The sequence below is a fragment of the Spirillospora albida genome (assembly GCF_000718255.1).
In the GTDB taxonomy this organism is placed as follows: domain Bacteria; phylum Actinomycetota; class Actinomycetes; order Streptosporangiales; family Streptosporangiaceae; genus Spirillospora; species Spirillospora albida.
This window is the reverse complement of record NZ_JOFJ01000014.1, coordinates 47546-65070: the sequence shown is the minus strand read 5'-3', so window position 1 is coordinate 65070 and position 17525 is coordinate 47546. Positions and strand designations below refer to the sequence as shown.

Below are 17525 nucleotides of genomic sequence, written 5' to 3'. Positions count from 1 at the left end.
CTCAGCGGGTTCGCGGTTTGGGGCCGCCCTTGCGGGGTTCGATGCCGCGCTCGCGGAGCTTCCTGCGGATGTAGGAGGCGGTGAAGGTGCCGTTCTTGGCGAGGTCGTCCGCTGTGCGCCCGGCCTGGGCGGCGACCGCGTAGGCGTCGAAGAGGTCTTCGAGGGCGGCCTCGGCTTCGGCCTTGGCCTTGGTGTAGCGGGTGGTGGCGAGTTCGACTTTGGCCTGCGCCTCTTCTGCACTCATGCGGTACACGGTACCGGCACGGAGTCGCGCTCATCCGGCGACGGTGCTCGGAGGGGATCGATCACGGGAGGCGGACCTCGGAGATCTCCCCGGTCATGACATCAGGCCTCGTCTCGATGATCGGAGACAGGGCCTGTGACCTGGTCGTGCGTGGTGGGCGATACTGGGATTGAACCAGTGACCTCTACCGTGTCAAGGTAGCGCTCTCCCACTGAGCTAATCGCCCTTGCCAGCCGTGAGGTGGAGACGGGATTTGAACCCGTGTGCACGGCTTTGCAGGCCGCTGCCTCGCCTCTCGGCCACTCCACCAGAGCGAGGCCCTGCGGCCCCTCAGAGCGGACGACGGGATTCGAACCCGCGACCCTCACCTTGGCAAGGTGATGCTCTACCAACTGAGCCACGTCCGCGTGCCGCTCGGGGTCTCCCCCGGCGCGCATGACAACTCTAGCGGAACTCCGGGGTGGTTGCGTAACCGGATTCGGCGACGTCGGCGTGGAGGGAGTTCCAGAAGGAGAGCTCCTGGTCCTCCTCCAGGTGGGCGATGCGGCCCCAGAACTCGCGGTCCTCGGCCTCGTGGGCGGCGGCGAGGGAGAGGGCGGGCATGATCGTCGTACCCGCGTCGGCGCGGTCGAGGTCGGCCGGGGTGATGTCGGCGGGGAGGGCGACGGGGGTCGCGGGACGGTGGTGCTTGCCGCGCTTGCGGACGCGGATGGGGGGCGTCGTGGGGGTCTTCGCGGCGGCGGCGCGGCCGGCGGCGAGCGCGGCGGTGCCGCAGAGCACGAGGGCGAGGACGCCGCCGAGGACTACTTCCTGGACGGGGACGGGGGAGGGGGCCGCGCCGCCCGTGTCCTGCTCCTCCGCGCGGACGGCGGCGGGGGCGGCCGTGATCTTCTCGACGGTGGGGGCGGGGGCGGCGTGCTTGGGGGTGTACTTGGCGGCGACCTTGACCTTGGACGGGTAGCCGAAGCCGACCACGGTGTCCATGTCGCGGGTCTTGCGCATGAGCTTGTAGCCGTCGGCGTTGCCCTCGATCGTGTGGAGGGTCTTGCCGTCGACCTTCTCGACGATGCCGACGTGGTCGATCTGGTCGATGTCGCCTGAACCGTTCCAGTCGTAGAAGACGATGGCGCCCGGCTCGGGCTCGGTGCCCCAGGCGTCGTTCTTCTCGAACCACTTCGCGTGCAGGATCGTGGACGCGAACTGGCCCGCCTGGTCGGTGACGTCGGCCTGCTCGGCGGCCCAGGCGAGGAACATGTCGCACCAGGGGGCGGTGGTGAAGTAGGCGTCGTTGTCGCCGTCGACGTTCTTGCGGTACCACTCGCCGAACTTGGTGTAGCCGTCGCCCTTCTCGGTGTAGCCGAGCTGGGTCTTCGCGACGTCGAGCAGTTTCTTGCCGATGGGATCCATCCCGCGCCCGCCCCCGGATGATCAAGGTAACGTTACGATCTCGACGGAATGTAGTCGAGGTAAAGAGCAGGCGGCAACTTGTTCGGCAGAACCGGTCAAAACGGACTACTCAGTAGTAGCCCCGTGGGAGGACGGTCGCCGGGCACGGGGCGGCCCGCAGGACCTTGAGCGCGACCTCCCCCAGGAAGACGCGATGGGCCGCGGCGTCCTCGCTGGAGGCGCACACGAGGATCTCCCCGTCCGACCAGTCGGTGTCGGCCAGGGCCTCGGCCACGTCGTCGCCCTCGGCGAGGTCGCCGGTGACATCCTCGGGGAGCAGCTCGGCCGAGTCGACGGCGAGCCGGATCGCGAGGGCCAGGTCGTCCCGGAGGCGTTCGAGGGGGGCGTCGCCGAGCGCGAGGGTGAGCAGCCGGAGCGGGACGTCCAGGATGTCGGCGGCCTGCGCGGCGCGCACCACCGCGTCGTCGCACTGCGGGCGCCGGACGTACATGACGGTGATCCGGTTCAGGTCGGCGGGCGGCGTGTAGCCGGACGGGGTGAGCATCACCGCCGCGGTGGCGGAGTGCAGGAGATGGTCGGCGGTCGCGCTGACGCCGATCCGGCCCCGGGTGCCGCCCTCGGGGGAGCCGACGACGATGAGGTCGGCGCCGATCCGGCTGGCGAGGACCGACAGGCCCCGGCTCACGCTGCGGCCTTCCTGGGCGATCAGCTCGGCGGGATGCTCGCCGAGCTGGTCGGCGGCCTGCTCCAGCAGCGCGTGCGCCTCTCCGGCGGCGGCCGGCAGGTCCGGCGGGTGGACGGTCGCCACGCTGAGCCGCCCGCCGGTCAGCGCGATGATCGCGCGCGCCAGGCCGAGCGCCTCGCGGCCGCCCGCGTCCGGGGCGTATCCGGCGAGGACGTGTTCACCGATCATGCAGTGCACATTCCCCGAGGCCGGGATCGAGAACGCGATCGGCGCCGCCGGAATATCCGCCCGGCTGCGCCGGTTCCGGTACGATGGTTGAAAATTCTACTATTTGGAGGGACGGCCATGCAGTTCGGGATCTTCACGGTCGGCGACGTCACGCCGGACCCGACGACAGGCCGCACGCCGTCGGAGGCCGAGCGCATCCGGGCCATGGTCGCGATCGCGCTCAGGGCCGAGGACGCGGGCCTCGACGTCTTCGCCACCGGCGAGCACCACAACCCTCCGTTCGTCCCGTCGTCCCCGACCACGATGCTCGGCTACATCGCGGCCCGCACCGAGCGGCTGCTGCTGTCCACCGCGACCACGCTGATCACCACCAACGACCCGGTGAAGATCGCCGAGGACTTCGCGATGCTGCAGCACCTCGCCGGCGGGCGGGTCGACCTCATGATGGGACGCGGCAACACCGGCCCCGTCTACCCCTGGTTCGGCAAGGACATCCGGGACGGCATCCCGCTCGCCGTCGAGAACTACGGGCTCCTGCACCGGCTGTGGCGGGAGGACGTCGTCGACTGGCAGGGCAGGTACCGGACGCCGCTGCAGTCGTTCACCTCGACGCCGCGCCCGCTGGACGGGGTCCCGCCGTTCGTGTGGCACGGCTCCATCCGCAGCCCGGAGATCGCCGAGCAGGCCGCCTACTACGGCGACGGGTTCTTCGCGAACAACATCTTCTGGCCGAAGGAGCACTTCCAGCGGCTCATCGGCCTGTACCGGCGGCGGTACGAGCACTACGGGCACGGCGCCGCCGACCAGGCGATCGTCGGGCTCGGCGGCCAGGTGTTCATGCGGCGGAACTCGCAGGACGCCGTCCGGGAGTTCCGCCCCTACTTCGACAACGCGCCCGTGTACGGGCACGGGCCGTCGCTGGAGGAGTTCACCGCCGAGACGCCGCTCACCGTCGGCAGCCCGGAGCAGGTGATCGAGAAGACGCTGGCGTTCGCCGACTCCTTCGGCGACTACCAGCGGCAGCTGTTCCTCGTCGACCACGCCGGGCTGCCGCTGAAGACCGTCCTGGAGCAGATCGACATGCTGGGCGAGGAGGTCGTCCCGGTGCTGCGCAGGGAGTTCGAGGCGCGCCGCCCCGAGCACGTCCCGTCGGACCCGCCGGGGCACGACGACCTGGTGGCGAAGAGGGACGTGGAGGCCGTCCGATGAGCGCCCTCGCCGTCGTCTCCGCCGGTCTCGGCCGGCCTTCCAGCACGCGGCTGCTCGCCGACCGGCTCGCCGCCGCGACGTCCGAGGCGCTCGGCCCCGGTGTCACCGTGGAGACGGTGGAGCTCCGCGACCACGCGCACGCCGTGGTCGACGCGACGCTGACCGGCTTCCCGACCGGAGAGTTCCGCGCCGCCGTCGAGACCGTGACGGGGGCCGCGGGCCTCATCGCCGTGACGCCCGTGTTCAACGCGTCCTTCAGCGGGCTGTTCAAGGCGTTCTTCGACGTCCTCGAACGGGGTTCGCTGGACGGCATGCCCGTGCTCCTGGGCGCGACCGGCGGTACGGCGCGGCACTCCCTCGTCCTCGACCACGCGCTGCGGCCGCTGTTCGGGTACCTGCGGGCGCGGCCCGCCGCGACCGCCGTCTACGCGGCGTCCGAGGACTGGGCGGGCGGCGGCGACGACGCCCTCGCCGGACGCGTCGCCCGCGCCGGCGCCGAGCTGGCCGCGATGATCCGGGCGGCCCCGCCCCGCGCGAAGGACGACCCGTACGATTCGCCCGTCGACTTCGCGACGCTGCTCGCCAGTTGATTAAGACTGGCCTTATATAAATGGAGACTGTATCTTGGGCTCCGTGCACGCCTTCGACGTGCTGGGCGACCCCGTCCGGCGCCGGATCCTGGAGCTGCTCGCCGACGGGGAGCGCACCTCCGGCGCCGTCGCGGAGGTCGTCCGCGCGGAGTTCGGGATCTCCCAGCCGGCCGTCTCGCAGCATCTGAAGGTGCTGCGGGACGCCGGGTTCGCGGTGGTCCGGGCCGAGGGGACGCGGCGGCTCTACGCCGTCGACCCCGCGCCCCTCCAGGAGATCGACGCGTGGCTGGACCGGTTCCGCCGGTACTGGACGCCGCATCTCGACGCCCTGGGCACCGAGCTCGTGCGGGGCAGGCGTGCGCGCAGGCAGGCCGAGCGAACGGAGAGCGAGTCATGATCGAGGTCAGCGGGCAGATCACCGCGGTGCGGCGCCGGGTCGGCGAGCGCGTCCTGGAGGCGGGCACGGCGAAGACCGTGACGGTCAGCCGGGTCTACGACGCCGACGTCGAGGACGTGTGGGACGCCGTGACCAGCGCCGAGCGCATCCCGCGCTGGTTCCTGCCCGTCTCGGGCGATCTGCGGGAGGGCGGCCGGTTCCAGTTCGAGGGCAACGCGGGCGGGGTGATCGAGCGCTGCGACCCGCCGAAGTCGTACGCGGCGACATGGGAGTACGGCGGCCAGGTCAGCTGGGTCGAGGTGCGCCTCGTCCCCGAGGAGGGCGGCCGCACCCGGTTCGAACTGGAGCACATCGCGCACGTCGACGACCGCTGGGACGAGTTCGGCCCGGCCGCCGTCGGCATCGGCTGGGACATGGGCGTCCTCGGCCTCTCCTTGCACCTGGAGTCGGGACGGGCCCGGCCCGCCGCCGAGATGGGCCCGCAATGGGCCATGTCGGACGAGGGCAAGGAGTTCACGCGGCTGAGCGGCGAGGCGTGGGCCGCCGCCGACGCCGCGTCCGGCGCGGACGAGGCGTCCGCGCGGGCCGCCGCGGAGCGCACGATCGCGGCCTACACCGGCGCCGCGTGACTCAGGCGGGCAGGTTGCCGAGGATCCGGCTGATCGTGATCTCGATGACGACGCGGGCCGGGTTCGGCCGGGGCGGCTTGTACCGCTCGGTGTAGCGGCGCTCGGCGTCGGCGACCGCGGCCGGGTCGGTGCGCAGCACGGCCCGGCCCTCGATCGTCGACCAGCGCCGCCCGTCCACCTGGCTCACCGCGACGGGCAGCCCGGCGGGATCCGCGCACGCGGCGACGTGCCGGGCCTTCGCGGAGGTGCCCGACGAGATGACGCGGACGACGCCGGCGTCGGCGTCCAGCGTGGCGCCGACGGGCACGGCGTGCGGAGTGCCGTCCGGGCGGAGCGTCACCAGCGTGCACAGGTGCCGGTCGCGCCAGAACGCGAGCAGCCGCGCGTCGGTGAGGTCGAGATCGTGCCGCCTGGTCTCCTGCATTCCGGCAGGATGTCAGTCTTCGTCCACGCACGGCCCGGTGGGGGCCGGACTCGGCGCGGACGTCCGGGCGGCGGCGGGGCGCGTGTTGTGCCTCCTCATGACGGACTGGAGGTCGGGCAGGCCGTCGTCGCCGTCCGCGTCGGCGAGCGTCGGGCACGCCCACCTGCGCTGGCGGCCCCACGAATAGCTGATGTCGAAGGCCGGGTCGCGGACGAACCGGTCCCACCGCCTCAGCATCGCGCGGAGTTCGCCGGCCCGGGGGAGCCGCCACTGGCGGGCGCCGCTGTTGCACTCCTGCCCGAACGTCTGGAACACCGGGACGATCATCCGGCGGGGGAACCCGGCCCGGTCGGCCTGGCGCACCATCCGGTCGATGTCGTCCAGGTCGCACGCGCGGTCGGTGCGGCACGGGTACGGGTCGAGACCGATCAGGTCGAGGTGCGTCACGTCCGGGCGCAGCGCCCGCATGGGCCAGTCGGTGAGCGACGCGAACGCCTTCTGGCCGGGCGCGTGCCGGTGGACGATGTCGGCGCGCTTCCGGATCCGCGCGGCGATCCCGGGGCAGTCGGCGGGGTTCGGCTCGTCCGAGAGGTACCAGCCGTAGACGCGGGGGTCGCGCGCGAACCGCCGCACCGTCGCGGTGAACTCCCGCGTGCTCGCGATCGCGAACTCGCCGCAGGTGGTGTTGCCGACCCACAGCAGCGCCCGGCCGCCCGGGGGCAGCGCCGCGAGGTCGCCCGCGTCGGGCGCCGCGTCGAACAGGTCGTAGCCGAGTGCGGCGGCGCGGGTGCGGTCGCCCGCCGGCATGTTCAGCGCGATGTGCATCGTCTTCGGCGTGCGGGGCTTCGCGTTCGACGCGCGGGGATCCGTGTCCGACGGCTGCCCACCCGTTTCCGACGGCTGCCCACCCGTGTCCGGCGGCTGCCGACCCGTGTTCGGGGGCTCGTCGTTCGCGCCCGGCTCATCCGCGCCCGGTGACGTGCGGGTGCCGCCGGCCGGGTAGGACGCGGCCTGGTCGCGTGCGGCGCGGGCCGCGGCGTCCCCGGGCGTCGGGGCGATCAGGTACCCGGCGGCGGCACCGCCGAGGGCGGCCGCGGCGGCCACCGCGGCGAGATGCGTTCTCATGGGCTCTCCCGGCATCACTGGACGCGGCATGGTGACCGGATACCAGCGTCGCACGGGACGCACAGTGATCACACGGACACGGCGTGATCGGCGGGTATGTCACATACGCCAGGAGCGGACGAGCGCGTCCAGCGTCGCCTGGTCGTAGGAGATGCCTTGGAGGTCCAGGTCGCGGGCGACCCGGGCGCCGTCGCCCTCGTGCTTGGCCAGCAGCCGGTACACCGCGTACGGGAACCAGTGGTTGTCGCTGATCCGGCGGATCTCCGCCTCGTCGACGTGGTACCCCTCGGCGGTGAGCTCGGCGACCGTCCCGGCGATATCGCCGTGCCGTCGCTCCAGGATCTCCAGGACGACCGAGCGCAGGTTCTCGGCGGTCGTCTCGCGCCCGGCGGGTTCGGCGGGGGCGGGCGCCGGGTCGTCCGCGATCCCGCCGAGAGCGCCGTGCCCGTTGGCGCTCGCGGCGGCGCTCATCACGGCGAGTTCCGGCTCGGGCTCGGCGGCCGGCGCGGCGGCGGCCGGCGCGGGCGCGGGCCCGCCCGCCGCGGCGGGCGCGGTGGCGCCGGACTCGATGGCCTTGCCGGAGTGCCCGGGGACCTGGATCTGCGGCAGCGGCCCGGTGTGCCGCACCGGCATGAACGTGATCTGCTGCAGGGTGACCGGCCCGGCGATGGCGCGCGGCTGCGGCTCGGGCTGCTTCGGCTCGGGCTCGGCCTCCTTCTGCGCGACGTACCGGTGCAGGGTCCGCAGCAGGACGAACAGGCCGAGCATCGACACGATCGGCGGGACGGCGGCGGTCGCCTGGTAGGAGAACGTCCGGTTGCCGACGTGGCCGACGTTGAAGACGAGGCTGGCGGTCCACCCGGCGAGCGCGATGGTCAGCGGCAGGAAGAAGTCCAGCCAGCTGAGGAGCTGCCGCCGGTGCAGGACGAACGCGTCCACGGCGAGCAGGAACAGGCCGAGCTCCCCGACGATGATGAACAGGTCGACCAGGAGGGGGAAGGACTCGGCCTTCCAGCCGCGCAGGCCGTGTTCCAGCGCCCAGTGGTAGAGCCCGGCGTAGGACTGGGCGAAGCCGCCCGCGGTCGCGGTCATGACCGCGGCCGCCATGAAGGCGATGGCCCCCCAGCGAGTGATGACCTGTGCGCGGTTGGCGGCGCTCATGCGGCGGTTGCCCCCGGTTTCCTTGCGCGATCGAAACGAATCGCTGGGGAGACTATCCATTTCTTGGCTTATTCGTGGTGGATTCCGGGTACGTGTCGTGGCCGCTTTCGCGGGGGCCTCCCGTCCGGCATCGAACGCCCGATCCGGGGAACCCGTCGGGTGACGACCGAAATAGGGGGAGATGTCGATGTCACGTCCAGGAAGCAGCCGGTACGGCGCCGAGGCGGGCGAGCGGGGGGACCCGCGGTGAGCACCGGGGACGACGTCCTCGGGTCCGCCCTGCCGCTGGAGTACGAGGAGGACCTCGGCCCCCTCCTCGACCGCGTCGGGGACTCCCGGATCGTCCTGATCGGGGAGGCGTCCCACGGCACCCACGAGTACTACGCGTGGCGGGCGGCGCTGACCCGGCGGCTCATCGCGGAGAAGGGGTTCGCGTTCGTCGCGCTCGAGGGGGACTGGCCGGACTGCATGCGCGTGTGCCGGTCGGTGACGCTCGCCGGAGGAGCGGCGGACGACCCCCGCGCGGTCCTCGGCGGCTACGAGCGGTGGCCGACGTGGATGTGGGCGAACGAGGAGACGGCGGGGTTCTGCCGGTGGCTCCGTGACCGCAACGCCGAGCTGCCGTCCGAGCTGCGGGCCGGCTTCTACGGCCTGGACGTCTACAGCCTGTACGAGTCGCTGCGCGCCGTCACCGACCACGTCGCCGAGCACCGCCCCGAGCACCTCGACACGGCGCTCGCCGCGTACCGCTGCTTCGAGCCGCACGGCGAGGACCCGCAGGCGTACGGGTGGAACACCGCGCTCGTGCCGGACGGCTGCGCCGACGAGGTCCTCGCGCTGCTGACCCGGATGCGCGCCCCGTCGCCGCGCGGCCGGGCCGGGGACGCGCTGGCGGAGCTGGACGCCCGGCAGAACGCGGAGGTCGCGGCGGACGCCGAGCTCTACTACCGGACGATGATCGACGGCGGCCCCGAGTCGTGGAACATCCGCGACACCCACATGGCCGACACGCTCGACCGGCTGCTGGAGCACCACGGCGGGAAGGGCGTCGTGTGGGCGCACAACACCCACGTGGGCGACGCCCGCGCCACCGACATGCGCGGCCGGGGAATGGTCAGTGTCGGGCAGCTGGCCCGCGACCGGCACGGCCGCGGGAACGTGTGCGTCGTCGGGTTCGCGGGCGGGCCCGGCGAGGTGGTCGCCGCGCCGCGCTGGGGCGGGCCGCAGGAGGTCGTGCACGTCCCGCCGCCCGCGCACGGTTCGCTGGAGGCCCTGCTCGCCGAGTCGGAGCGGGAGCTGCAGCGCGCGCTGTTCATCGCGCCGCCGGAGTCCGGCCGGCCGAAGTGGTTCGACACGTGGCTCGGGCACCGCGCGATCGGCGTCGTCTACGACCCGGACCTGGACGCGCGCCAGTACGTCCGGACGAAGGTCGCCGAACGGTACGACGCGCTGTGCTGGTTCCGGACGACCTCGGCCCTCACCCCGCTGCGCGCGGAACCGGTGGGCCGGCGGGAGCGGGCGACCGTGCCGAGCGGCGTCTGAGCCCCCTGACGCCGCCCCCTGACGCCGCCGCCCGCCGGCGGCGTCAGGGGCGCCGGGGCCGCGCGGATCGGCCGGGTGGCTTCCCCTGCCCGGCATGAGAGGTTTACCGTTCGGTTGACCCCGCGGTACGAACGCCATTCGGCGCTTCGAGGACTCCGAGGAGGAGCCGTTGGCTCTGCACCCCGCCCCGTCCGCGCCGCGCCCGGGGTTCTGGACGGCGCTCGACCAGGCGCAGCGGTCCGCCCTGCGGGCCGCCGCGCGCCCAAAGAACTACCCGGTGCGGTCGCCGCTGGTGTACCAGGGCGACGAGTCCGACCATGTGATCATCATCGAGCGCGGCTGGGTGAAGGTCACGTCCTCGACCGAGAACGGGCACGACGTGGTGCTGGCCGTCCGCGGTCCGGGGGACCTGCTGGCGGAGAGCGCGGCCCTCGGCGGGCGCACCCGGTCGGCGACGGTGACGGCGCTGTCGCCGATCCGGGCGCTGGTCGTGCCCGCCGCCCGGTTCACCGGGTTCCTGGAGGCGCACCCGGAGGTGTGGCGGCTCGTCACCGGCACGTTCGTGCAGCGCCTCGACGACCAGGACCGGCGGCTGAAGGCCCATGTCGCGAGCCGGGGGACGCAGCGCCTCGCGCTGCTGCTGGCGAACCTGGCGGAGCTGTCGGCGGCCTACGTGCCGCCCGCCGCCGACGGCAGCATCGAGATCGGGCCGCCGCTGTCGCAGGAGGAGCTGGGGAGCTGGATGGACGCGTCACGCGAGACGGTCGCCCGCGCGCTGAACGGGCTGCGCCGGGAGGGGCTGATCCGGACCGGGTGGCGCCGGATCACCGTCGTCGACCTGCCCCGGCTGCGGACCTTCGCCGCAGGGCAGGACTGACCGTAACATTTCCGGCGTGGAGACCTGGGGGCACCGCTCGTCCGTGCGCGGGGACGGAGCGCGGCGGACGAGGCGGGCGATCGTGGCGGCGGCCGGTGAGCTGTTCGTCCGCGACGGGTACCAGGCGACGTCGATCGCCGCGGTCGCGCTCGCCGCGGGCGTGGACCGGTCCGCGGTCGCCGCGGCGTGCGGGCCGAAGCCCGCGCTGCTGCGGGCGGTGGTCGACCGCGCCCTCGGCGGCGACGACGAGCCGGTGCCGCCCGCCGACCGGCCCTGGTTCCGGCCGGTGTGGGACGCGTCGTGCCCCGCCGACGTCCTGGACGCCTACGCGGGGGTGTGCGCGCTGCTCGGCGGGCGCGCCTCCGGCGTGCTGGGGGTCGTCCACCGGGCGGCGGGCACCGATCCCGAGGTGGCGGAGCTGCGCCGGGCGCTGCGGGCCGACCGGCGGGACGCCGCGTCCCGGGTCGCCGCGCACGCGGCGCGGACCGGCCGGCTGCGCACCGGCCTCGACCGGGCCACCGACGTGCTGTGGCTGCTGAACGACCCGGCCCACTACGGCGCGCTCGTGCACGGCCGGGGCTGGCCGGAAGCGGCCTTCCGGGAGTGGCTGGCCGGCGCGATGCGGGCCAGCCTGCTGCCGGCGGGCCGCGACGGGCGCCCCGCCGGCGGATGACCGCCCGCCGGCGCGCTACGCCTCGCGGGACAGGTGCCGGGAGATGACGAGCCGCTGGATCTGGTTGGTGCCCTCGAAGATCTGCATGTGCTTCGAGGCGCCCGCCTCTCCCGCTCCGTCCCTGATCATCGGCGGCGCCAGGCTGACGACGCCGCCATAGGCCACTACCTGCGCATTCGGACGGGTGCCGGGGCTGGGGAGGCGGTGACGCGCCCGATCCCCGGCTTGCTGTGCCCCAGCCGGTCATGGGCCAGCACGTCCGGAGTGCCGATCTCGTCCAGCAGGACCCGGTGGGAGTGCCGCAGCCCATGGGGGGTGAGCCCCGCCTTGATCGGCAGCCGAAACGCGAGCGCCAGAACACGGCGGTGCCCCTGTTCGGCAGCCGCCCGGACGCGAGGCCGGTGCGGGCGGTTGGAGAGGACCGCGCCGTAGGCAGAGCGGCACGGCTGCCCCTCGCGCGCAGGGCAGCTCGGGCAGTCCACGGCCACGACGTCGATGACGGGCTGGTCGTAGCGCGGCACCCCGCGAATCAGCGGCGGCGTCCAAACAGGGCCGTCCGCCTTGGGCCACGCCGGTGACAGGGGCCGGCCCGGAAAGCCCGCCGAGCAGTCCACCAGGACCGGCCTCGCCGGGGCATCGGCCGAGCGTCCCGGGCGCGGCGGCCTGCCGGAGACGACGCCGTGGGCGGCCTGGGACCAGGGGAATTGTTCGTAGGTGCCGTGGAAGTGGTGACCACCCTCCTTATTGAGGAAGAGGAACTTGCGCCCGCCGCAGCCACAGCCGCAATCCGCAGGGGGGCGAGTCGAGATGTGACGGGTCAGCAGCGCGGACAGGAAGGGGGGAAGGTCTACAGCGCAGAAGAACTGGGGCTGGTCGTTGCGAAGTGAGCCGTTCTTGGGATGGCGCAGCACGAACGGGCCGCCGTTGGGCGGCGACAGCTGAACGTCGATCCTCAGTCTGTCGCCGAGGAACGCCGAGCGTTGGAGCCCCATCAGCTCGCCCCATCGCAGCCCGCACCAGCCGCACACCGTCCACATGACGAAGTCGTCATCGCGCCCAGTCAGCGCGGCCGCGCGTTCGGCGAGCAGCAGGATTTCCAGCGGTGTGAGCCACTCCTTGGGCGCGGTGGTCCGCTCGAGACGGCGGGTGATCACCTTTCCGCGGCGGTTCCCGCGCCGGCTGGCCGCGTTGGCGTCCACCAGGCCGGCGTCCCGGGCGTCGCCGAGGATGGTGGCCAGGAGCGACCGGCAGTTCTCCACAGTGTTCGCCGCCTACCGCTTCCGTAGCGCGATCTCCCGGGCCCGGATCTCCTCCCTGCTGAACAGGGAGTTGACGGGGGCGTCTCCGAGCGTCGTATAGATGCGCAGCCTCAGGTGCTCCTCGCCCGCGTCTCGCAGGTCGCGTTCGAGGCGCCCCGCGCCGTGGTCGGCACGGTCCGGATCGCGCAGGTCCGCCTCACCACCCCCGCCAAGACCGGTCAGCCGCCCTACAGCGGCATCAAAGCCGCCCGTGACGGCGGCCTGTGGGACGCCAGTATCTCGTCTCCCGACACCGCATGACCGGCTCTGTACCCGTCCGAAATGGAGCGTGACGTGACCCAGCCGCCCGACCCGCTCGGCGTCCAGATAGGAGCGCGAGAGATCTACGACAAGGTCTCCGAAGTCGACCCGTGGTCGGCGATGTCGGTGCGGGCGTCGGCGAGGTCCTGCCGGAGCCCGTCGTGCTGGTCGGCCAGCCGGTCGACCTTGCTGCCGACGTCGGAGACCTTTCGGGTGACCAGGTCCGCGATGGGTGGCGCGCCGCAGCCCTGCGGGTCAGCCGGCTGGAGATTGCCTCAGGGCGCCTGGCTGGTCGCCGGTAGCCATCAGGGTTCACAGACGCCCCGTCTCCTTCGGGAGGCGGGGCGTGTTTCGTTGTGCGGGCGATGGCGCTGCCCGCATTGAGGTCCGCGGGAGCCGCTCTGCTCCCAGAGGTGGTTCCCCAGCTTCCTCAGGATCCCGGGTGCTCCCACAGGGGGGCGTTGACACCACCGACTCCAAATTTTACTTACGTCCGTTTTAGGCATCTTTGACTGGTTGCTACCTTGGGGCGGCGTTCAGTGGTCGCGCGACAGCCTCATCAGCGCGTGCCCTAAGTGAGCTTCCCCCGGTAGCACGGGGACGCGCCCTCTCATCACGTGCACAAGGAGCCTTAGTGGGTTCGTCTCTGCAGCATGCCCGCACACGGGTGCTGGTGCTGGCCACCGCGCTGGTGATGGCCGCCGCAGGTCTCGTCGTCCTGGCCTGGCCCGGCCAGTTGGCCCGAGCGGACACCGGCACCAGCGGGCAGTTCGTGTCGTTGCCGCTGGTCGGCTTGTACGACACCCTGTCCGGAGTGAACGCCCCGGTCGCCGAGATCCCGGCCAACGGGTCGGTGACCGTCCAGGTCGCCGGGAAGGCCGGGATCCCGGCGTCGGGGGTGTCGGCGGTGGCGCTGAACATCTGGAAGCGTGGCGGGTCCGACGGCTACGGCTATCTGGTGCTGCGGCCCTCGGACAAGCCGTCCACCGCGGTGACGCTGTACTACAACCCCACCGATCACAACTCCACCGACGACCTGATCCGGCTCACCTCCACCGGGAAGCTGACCCTGACCAACACGGGGCCGAACCCGGTGGACGTGCGGATCGCGGTGCGCGGCTACTTCCTGGACGCCTCCGCCACCCAGGCCGCCACCGAGTACCACCCGCTCAACGCCGCCTACATCTACGACTCCCGCCCCGGCATCGGCCCCGCCGACGGACCCAAGACCCCGCTGGCGTCCAAGACCCCGATCACCCTCCAGGTCACAGGCAAGGCCGGGATCCCCGCCACCGGCGTCGACTCGGTCGCGATCAACATCGCCGCCCTGGGCGCCACCACCAACGCCGGCCTTTCCTTGTGGGCCGACGGGGAGTCCGACCCCACCTCCTCCACCCTGCTGTACACCGCAGGGGAGAACAACAGCCTCACCGACATCGTCCGCGTCGGCACAGGCGGACGCATCCGGCTGGTCAACCACGGCGCCAACCCGATCAACGTCGCCATCGCCGTCCGCGGCTACTTCAAGAAGACCACCACCACCGACACCGACGGGGCCGGGTTCGAGGCCGTCGAGCCCAAGACGCTGCTGCGCACCGACAGCGGCGTCGGCACCCCCGGCGGCACCACCACCCCGCTGGCCGCACGCGCATCGCTGACCTTCACCGCCACCTCCGCCACCAGCACCCCAATGCAGCGGATCTCCGCGGTCGCCGGCAGCCTCACCGCCTTCCAGCCCGCCGCCACCGGCTCCCTGTCGATCACTCCCACCGGGGGCACCGAGGCGAAGCTCGGCACCCTGCAGTTCATGAAGGGTGAGACCAGCCAGCTCACCGACATCGTCCGACCGGGCACCGACGGCAAGCTCACCGTAACCAACCACAGCGACTCCACCGTCCACGTCCAGTTCTCCATCCGCGGCTACTTCGTGCGGCCGGAACCGTTGGCGGCCCTCACCGAGCTGACCGCTACTCCCTCCGATCGCCAAGGGACCGACGGCGTCCGCGTCACCGATGCCGCCCCTGTGCTGTCGGCCACGGCCTCCGATGGCGCAGGCCCGATCACCTACACCTTCGAGGTCGCCCCCGCCTTGTCTGGCGCTCCTGTGGCCAGCGGCACGAGAAGCGCCGTCCCCGTCGGCCAGCCCGCCACGTGGACAGTGCCGGCAGGACGGCTGACCAACCCGGGTGCGTACCGATTCCGGGTCAAGGTCGACGACGGCCGGGACGCGCTGTGGTCAGCGTGGAAGGCACTTACGGTGGACGCGCCTCTGGTTCCGGCCACCTTGGACGCCGACCTCGGCGACCCCGAAGTGCCGGTCCTCTCAGGCACGGTCTCACGGCCCTCCAACGGAATCGTTACCGGACGTTTCAATCTCTTCGACTCCGCAGGCCGGCAGCTGGGGGCCAGCCCGATCGGCCAAGGCACCGTTCAAGGCGGCCAGCGCGTCAGCCTGCGGCTGCCAGAGGGCCTGGTCCGGCTCGGACAGAGCTACCAGTGGCAGATGGATGCCTGTGTCGGTGCGTCCTGCACACCCAGGAGCGCACTGACCAATTTCACCGCAGAGGGAACCGGCCCCCAGCCCGAGACCCGCAGCCTGACTCTGGCTTCGGACAAGATCAGCGTCAGGACCGCCAAGGTCGGCGCACAGGCGTGCGATGGCTCGGCGTGCCCGCTGGCGGACGACACCGCCGTCAGAGTGGGCGGGACGTCGACCGACGCCCAACTGTCGGCACTCAAGGTCGACCTGGCCTCGCTACCTGCGGGCGCCCGCGTCACCAGCGTCACGATCGACCTCGGATCACCCTCCTGTGCGCCCGATTGCCCTGACGCGGTCACATTGTCGGCGCACCAACTGGCCGAGAACCTGTCCGCGCAGCCGACCGGGGCCGAAACTGAGGAGAAACTCCTCCCAGACGCGGTGACCGAGACCACGAGTTCGGCGAGCCCGAAGCTGGACCTCGGTGAACTGGGCGCCATATGGCAGCACGGCGCCGACGAGAACGACGGCGTGTTCCTGCGTACCCAAGGCCAGGATCTGCCGGAGATCACCATCCCTGCGAGCACGATATCCGCCACAGTCACCTACATCCCGGCCGGTCCTCCAGGGATGATCGAAGGACCGGTCGCCTCGGCCGGCGACGGCGCCGCCCTGGTCACGTGGACGCCGCCGAGCGATCCCGGAGCCGCAGGCGAGGTCACCGAGGGCGAGGACGCCACCGAGACCTCTCCCATCAGTGAATACGAGATCGAGGCGGTAGGCCCGGACGGCCAGGTACTGCGCACCGTCACCACGCCCGACACACAGGTCAAGATTTCCGACCTGTCCAACGGCACCGCCTACCTTTTCCGGATCCGTGCCCGCTCCGGTCACGGACCCGGCCCATGGGCCAGCACTCCAACGGTGACCCCACAGGCGATACCTCTCGGCGCGAACACGTTCGTGACCACCGTGAAGGAGTACCTGAGCAGCCAGAACGGCATCATGGAAGGCGAGTTCGACACCGCTGCGGCCGCCGTGGAAGCCAGCTCCCAGGGAAAGCGCCTTCGAGGACCTCCTCACGACACAGACCGACCAGATGGTCCAAACACGAGAGGCCGCCGCCACACACCAGGCCGCCCAGATCAGCACGTCGACCACGTATCCGGCGACCTTCGTCGCGTACTCGGCGGACACCGGCACCGTCACCGTAACCGCCACAATCGAAGGCCAGACCGTCTACGCCAACGACCTCGGCGCCGAGACCGAACAGCGGGTCACCAACGAGTTCAACCGCGAGAGCACCTTCAGCTTCTCCGTTCCGAGCACCGCCGGTGCGATGGCCGCCCGATCGATACAGGCCGCCGCACCGCCGCAGCCGACCCTGACCCTCGTGGACTCAGACGCCACCCCGACTCCGGCAGAAATCAACGCCTACACGCCTGAACAGGAAGAGGCACTGCCTCAACCTCCCGACGAAGCCTTCGCCCCTTCCCAAGACCTCTCCACGACCCCGTCGGTAAGCGCGCGAGCCAGCTCCACCCTTGGCCGGGCAAGTAGCGGCCTCTACCACACCGGGATTGCGACATGGGCGATTCGCAACGCTAAGACGCACAAGCAAAGGCACTACGAAAACTGCACCAATTTCGTGTCCCATGCGATTAACAAGGGCGGCGGCGCCCGTCACATCAACGGGTGGTATGAGTACAGAGGCGCATGGTGGACGAATTGGCTTAGGGATTCCTGGACCTGGGCCGGCGCCGAGAACAGCATGCAACACTTCACGACTTGGAAGTTCGGAAGCAGAGGAACTCGCGGGTATTGGCAGCCCACCTACGCCCATATCCAGGTGGGTGACACCATCTTCTTCAGGCGCTATAAAGGAAGGCCAATCTCGCACGCGGCCATCGTGTCCAGGAAGACAAAGAATAATAAGTACGGAATCTACATGGCTCAGCAGACCCGTACAACCACCGGCAGGCCGCACGGCGATACCTACAAGCCGCTGTGGCCAACAGCCGAGGAATACGTCGGCGGGGTCGGATTCGTGTGGGTGAGGTGGTGACCATGTTCGGGCACGGGGTAGAACATTGGCGGCGCGCGGCGGCGATGATCGTTTTTGTCGCGATGCTCCCGCTGGCTGGATGCTCTGCCGACGATGCGCCTTCCCCCCCGCCGCCAGGAGTTACTTTTACCGGACCCGACGCGCCCGCCCTGCGAACCCGAGTCGGAGAAGTAATCACCGAAATTCGCCAGCGGGACGTGGCCGGACTCGCCAGACTCGATCTTGACCACA

General features: G+C 71.5%; 18 protein-coding genes and 3 tRNA genes. 10 read left to right on the top strand and 11 right to left on the bottom strand.

The window, feature by feature from the left end:
- Window position 1: 1 nt before the first annotated feature.
- The 6 genes from IE99_RS0118625 to IE99_RS0118600 form a co-directional block, all read right to left on the bottom strand.
- Window positions 2-244, bottom strand: coding sequence for a hypothetical protein (locus tag IE99_RS0118625; RefSeq protein WP_030172073.1), 243 nt, complete (start codon window positions 242-244; stop codon window positions 2-4).
- 151 nt (window positions 245-395) lie between these two features.
- A tRNA-Val gene (locus IE99_RS0118620) sits at window positions 396-470 on the bottom strand.
- Window positions 471-482: 12 nt separating this feature from the next.
- Window positions 483-553 (bottom strand) — tRNA-Cys (locus tag IE99_RS0118615).
- Window positions 554-578: 25 nt separating this feature from the next.
- Window positions 579-651 (bottom strand) — tRNA-Gly (locus IE99_RS0118610).
- A gap of 37 nt (window positions 652-688) precedes the next feature.
- Complete coding sequence (locus IE99_RS0118605; RefSeq protein ID WP_030172070.1) at window positions 689-1651, bottom strand: CHAP domain-containing protein; 963 nt, start codon at window positions 1649-1651, stop codon at window positions 689-691.
- Between the two features lie 109 nt (window positions 1652-1760).
- On the bottom strand, window positions 1761-2564 hold the full coding sequence (locus IE99_RS0118600) for a universal stress protein (protein WP_030172067.1): 804 nt from the start codon (window positions 2562-2564) through the stop codon (window positions 1761-1763).
- A gap of 117 nt (window positions 2565-2681) precedes the next feature.
- Here IE99_RS0118600 and IE99_RS0118595 point away from each other — a divergent pair, with 117 nt between their 5' ends.
- From IE99_RS0118595 to IE99_RS0118580, 4 genes are read left to right on the top strand one after another with little or no spacing between them, the layout of a single operon-like run.
- A complete protein-coding gene (locus IE99_RS0118595; RefSeq protein ID WP_030172064.1) occupies window positions 2682-3773 on the top strand; it encodes an LLM class flavin-dependent oxidoreductase in 1092 nt (363 codons plus the stop codon).
- A complete protein-coding gene (locus IE99_RS0118590) occupies window positions 3770-4363 on the top strand; it encodes a CE1759 family FMN reductase (RefSeq protein ID WP_030172061.1) in 594 nt (197 codons plus the stop codon). The genes IE99_RS0118595 and IE99_RS0118590 overlap by 4 nt, the downstream gene beginning before the upstream one ends.
- A gap of 43 nt (window positions 4364-4406) precedes the next feature.
- Window positions 4407-4760, top strand: a complete 354-nt coding sequence (locus IE99_RS0118585; protein ID WP_030172059.1) for an ArsR/SmtB family transcription factor — start codon at window positions 4407-4409, stop codon at window positions 4758-4760.
- A complete protein-coding gene (locus IE99_RS0118580; RefSeq protein WP_030172055.1) occupies window positions 4757-5389 on the top strand; it encodes an SRPBCC family protein in 633 nt (210 codons plus the stop codon). The genes IE99_RS0118585 and IE99_RS0118580 overlap by 4 nt, the downstream gene beginning before the upstream one ends.
- Before the next feature lies 1 nt (window position 5390).
- On the opposite strand, the gene IE99_RS0118575 is transcribed toward IE99_RS0118580, so the two are convergent.
- The 3 genes from IE99_RS0118575 to IE99_RS0118565 form a co-directional block, all read right to left on the bottom strand.
- Window positions 5391-5813 carry a pyridoxamine 5'-phosphate oxidase family protein gene (locus IE99_RS0118575; RefSeq protein WP_030172053.1) on the bottom strand — a complete coding sequence of 141 codons (423 nt, stop codon included), beginning with the start codon at window positions 5811-5813 and terminating at the stop codon, window positions 5391-5393.
- 12 nt (window positions 5814-5825) lie between these two features.
- Window positions 5826-6938, bottom strand: a complete 1113-nt coding sequence (locus IE99_RS0118570; protein ID WP_030172050.1) for a hypothetical protein — start codon at window positions 6936-6938, stop codon at window positions 5826-5828.
- Window positions 6939-7037: 99 nt separating this feature from the next.
- Window positions 7038-8099, bottom strand: a complete 1062-nt coding sequence (locus IE99_RS0118565) for a DUF2637 domain-containing protein (protein ID WP_030172047.1) — start codon at window positions 8097-8099, stop codon at window positions 7038-7040.
- Window positions 8100-8345: 246 nt separating this feature from the next.
- Between IE99_RS0118565 and IE99_RS0118560 the strand changes: the two genes are divergently transcribed.
- From IE99_RS0118560 to IE99_RS0118550, 3 genes are all read left to right on the top strand, one after another.
- Complete coding sequence (locus IE99_RS0118560; protein WP_211258851.1) at window positions 8346-9641, top strand: erythromycin esterase family protein; 1296 nt, start codon at window positions 8346-8348, stop codon at window positions 9639-9641.
- A gap of 169 nt (window positions 9642-9810) precedes the next feature.
- Window positions 9811-10518 carry a Crp/Fnr family transcriptional regulator gene (locus tag IE99_RS0118555; RefSeq protein ID WP_051712716.1) on the top strand — a complete coding sequence of 236 codons (708 nt, stop codon included), beginning with the start codon at window positions 9811-9813 and terminating at the stop codon, window positions 10516-10518.
- 16 nt (window positions 10519-10534) lie between these two features.
- The gene (locus IE99_RS0118550; RefSeq protein WP_211258850.1) at window positions 10535-11191 is read left to right on the top strand and encodes a TetR/AcrR family transcriptional regulator; all 657 of its coding nucleotides are present in this window, start codon (window positions 10535-10537) and stop codon (window positions 11189-11191) included.
- Between the two features lie 15 nt (window positions 11192-11206).
- On the opposite strand, the gene IE99_RS31955 is transcribed toward IE99_RS0118550, so the two are convergent.
- Together IE99_RS31955 and IE99_RS0118540 are read right to left on the bottom strand one after the other, a co-directional pair.
- Window positions 11207-11356 (bottom strand): hypothetical protein, encoded by a 150-nt coding sequence (locus IE99_RS31955; protein WP_157610373.1) that lies wholly within the window; start codon window positions 11354-11356, stop codon window positions 11207-11209.
- Window positions 11356-12450, bottom strand: coding sequence for a zinc finger domain-containing protein (locus tag IE99_RS0118540; protein ID WP_030172035.1), 1095 nt, complete (start codon window positions 12448-12450; stop codon window positions 11356-11358). The genes IE99_RS31955 and IE99_RS0118540 overlap by 1 nt, the downstream gene beginning before the upstream one ends.
- Before the next feature lie 114 nt (window positions 12451-12564).
- Between IE99_RS0118540 and IE99_RS0118530 the strand changes: the two genes are divergently transcribed.
- From IE99_RS0118530 to IE99_RS31280, 3 genes are all read left to right on the top strand, one after another.
- The gene (locus tag IE99_RS0118530) at window positions 12565-12750 is read left to right on the top strand and encodes a hypothetical protein (RefSeq protein ID WP_030172032.1); all 186 of its coding nucleotides are present in this window, start codon (window positions 12565-12567) and stop codon (window positions 12748-12750) included.
- A 634-nt stretch (window positions 12751-13384) separates the two neighbouring features.
- Entirely contained in the window at window positions 13385-16675 is a 3291-nt protein-coding gene (locus tag IE99_RS0118520) for a fibronectin type III domain-containing protein (protein ID WP_030172022.1), read from the top strand.
- A complete protein-coding gene (locus tag IE99_RS31280; protein WP_169744453.1) occupies window positions 16623-17294 on the top strand; it encodes an amidase domain-containing protein in 672 nt (223 codons plus the stop codon). Before IE99_RS0118520 ends, IE99_RS31280 begins: the two co-directional genes overlap by 53 nt.
- Window positions 17295-17525 lie beyond the last annotated feature (231 nt).